This is a genomic window from Nostocoides sp. (assembly GCF_035343835.1).
Lineage (GTDB): Bacteria > Actinomycetota > Actinomycetes > Actinomycetales > Dermatophilaceae > Nostocoides_A > Nostocoides_A vanveenii.
In genome coordinates, this window is record NZ_DAOQZV010000328.1 from 1 (window position 1) to 2,827 (window position 2,827).

A 2,827-nucleotide genomic window follows, 5' to 3' on the forward strand; every position below is an offset into this window, starting at 1 on the left:
GCGCACTCGGGGCCCTGGTCCACGGGTGCGCGGCCGACGCGGCCAACCCGGGCGGACCGGTGCGCGCCCTCGACGTCGCGCACGCCCTACCGGGCACGATCGCCCGGCTCCTCCCCGTGACCTAAGAAGCATCACCAAACCACGTACGGACAGCCGTGCCCGCGCAGATTCGGAGCTGGGTCCCAGGCTCTGCGGGGGCCGAACTTCGGGGGGTGTCCTCGGCCATCCCGCCCCGTGCCAATTCACCTGCTCCAACCCCCGGACCTCGGCAGCCCACTCGGGCAGGATGGGCGTATGCCGAGCCTGACGCGCGCCGAGTCGCAGGACCGTGCCCACGCCATCCGCGTCACCGAGATGCGTGTCGAGTTGGATCTCGACCGGGGCCCTACCCACTTCGGCTCGCGCACCGAGATCCACTTCGAGGCGAGCGCGGAGTCCACTTTCGTCGACCTCGCCGCCACAACGGTTCATGCCATCACCCTGGGCGGCGTACCCCTCGACCCCGCGTCGGTGCGCGAGCGTCGCCTGACTCTCACCGGTCTCGGGCCGAGCAATGTCCTGGTGGTCGACACCACGATGGCGTTCAGCAGGGACGGCCAGGGCCTGCACCGCAGCGTGGACCCGGCCGACGGTGAGGCCTATGTCTACGGACACGTGTTCCTCGATGCGGCACCGACCGTCTTCGCCTGCTTCGACCAGCCCGACCTCAAGGCCCCGTATGCCGTGTCGGTCCGCACTCCGCACCACTGGCGCGTGCTCGGCAACGGGCACGCCACTCAAACCGCGCCCGGGCAATGGGAGCTGGCCCGGACCGCGCCGTTGGCGACCTACTTCGTAACCGTGTGCGCGGGTCCTTGGGCCAGCGCCGAGCGTGAGCACCGCGGCCTCCCACTCGGGATCCACGCACGCCGCTCTCTTGCGGATCCCCTTGCCAGACAAGCGGATCAGCTATTGGACGTCACAGCCGCCTTCATGGACTACTTCCAGGAGCTCTTCGGAATCGGCTACCCCTTCGGCGACTACCACCAGGTGTTCTGCCCTGAGTTCAATGCCGGTGCCATGGAGAACCCCGGGTGCGTCACCATCCGCGACAACTATCTCTTCCGGGGCGCGGCGACCGACGACGAGCTGCTCACGCGCACCAACACCATCGCCCACGAGATGGCCCATATGTGGTTCGGCGACCTGGTGACGATGAAGTGGTGGGACGACCTGTGGCTCAACGAGTCTTTCGCAGAGTATCTCGCCCACCGTGCGTGCAGCACCGTCATGAACTCCGATGCCACCTGGATCGACTCCACCATGGCCAGGGCCCTGTGGGGGCACTCGGCCGAACGGTCGCCGTCCACGCACCCGGTCGCGGGCTCGCCCGCGCCGGACGCGCAGTCGGCCCTGAACAATTTCGACGGCATCTCCTATGCCAAGGGTGCCGCCGTCCTGCGTCAACTGATCGCCCATATCGGCGACGCGGCCTTCGTCGCCGGCGTGCGGGATCACCTGCGGGCCAACGCCTTCGGCAATAGTGATCTGGCCGGGTTCCTCGCCTCGGTCGAGCGAGCTGCGGACACCGACCTGAGCGGCTGGAGCAACGCCTGGCTGGAAACGGCCGGCATGGACACCGTGCATGCCCACCAGGACACCGGACGGGTGACCCGGACGATCCCCGCGGACCATCCTAAGGTGAGCCGGCCGCATACCTTCGACATCGCCGGCTTCGACGCGGACCGCGAGGTCTTTCGCGTGCGCGGGACGGTGGCGAAGACAACGACCAGATGGCCCGCGCTGCAGGAAGCGCCGCGGGCGGCGATGGTCATCCCGAACGCCAGCGACCTGACCTGGGCGGTCACCGGATTCGAGCCGGAAACCCTGGCCAACCTCCCCCTGGGGCTCGCAAGCATCCCGGACACGCACGCCCGCGCGGTCGCCTGGTTGGCGCTGATCGACGGGATGCACCTAGGCACGGTCGACCCGCGGACCATCCTGGACACCTTCAGCCACGCGTGGCCGGTGGAAGTCAACGACTCGATCCGCAACCGCGTCGGGACGCATGTGGTGGACCGCGTCATCCCGAATTTTGTTGTGCCACAGGATCAGCGGGCGGCAGAATCAGCCGTCGCCGACGCCGCGCAACGCCTCATCGACGGTGCCGATTCGCGCGGTGGTCGCTTGATCGGTGCCCGGATTGTCGCGCAGACGACAGCCGATGTGGCCCTGCTCGGGTCCTGGTTGGCGGGGACCGGATTGCCGCCAGGCCTCGCGGACGACTCGGACTTCCGCTGGCTCGTCGTGCGGGCCCTCGCGCGCCTCGACGCGATCGACGACGACGACATCAACATGCTGCGCGCGCAGGACGCCACGCTCACCGGCGATCATGCGGCACTGGCCGCGCGAGCTACGCGCCCCAGTGCCGCGGCCAAGCGGTGGGCCTGGGCCGAACTGACCGCCACCGGTGAACGCTCGAACTACGAGCGCAATGCCCTCGCAGGGGCCTTCTGGGTCGGTGACCGAGATCTGTTGCGGCCCTATGTCGAGCGCTACTTCGCCGACATCCCGGCGCTGGGCGCGCATCTCGGCGAGGACGCCCTCGGCATGGTCGCGACCTTGGCCTATCCCTTGCGGGTGGTCGAGCCGGCGACCCTGGAGATGAGTCAGCACGCGTTGGCGGACGACCGGCTCAGCCCCGCCCTGCGACGGGCAATCGTGGATGCGCAGGCGAAGCTCGATGCGGCCCTGACGTCACAGGCGCGCTTCGCGTCGCCCTGACCAGACACCTGATTCCCACCGCACCCGCTTCAGCCCCGTCGAAAGGCCGGTTCAGCCCCGTCGA

General features: G+C 68.9%; 1 protein-coding gene. It reads left to right on the top strand.

Features of this window, described 5'->3' with window-relative positions:
- Positions 1-294 precede the first annotated feature (294 nt).
- Entirely contained in the window at positions 295-2,763 is a 2,469-nt protein-coding gene (pepN, locus tag PKH97_RS15650) for an aminopeptidase N (RefSeq protein ID WP_324388534.1), read from the top strand.
- Positions 2,764-2,827 lie beyond the last annotated feature (64 nt).

What these genes read in the sequence shown, in the direction of transcription:
- pepN (WP_324388534.1), top strand. Translation starts at nt 295, where the DNA reads ATGCCGAGCCTGACGCGCGCCGAGTCGCAGGACCGTGCCCACGCCATC.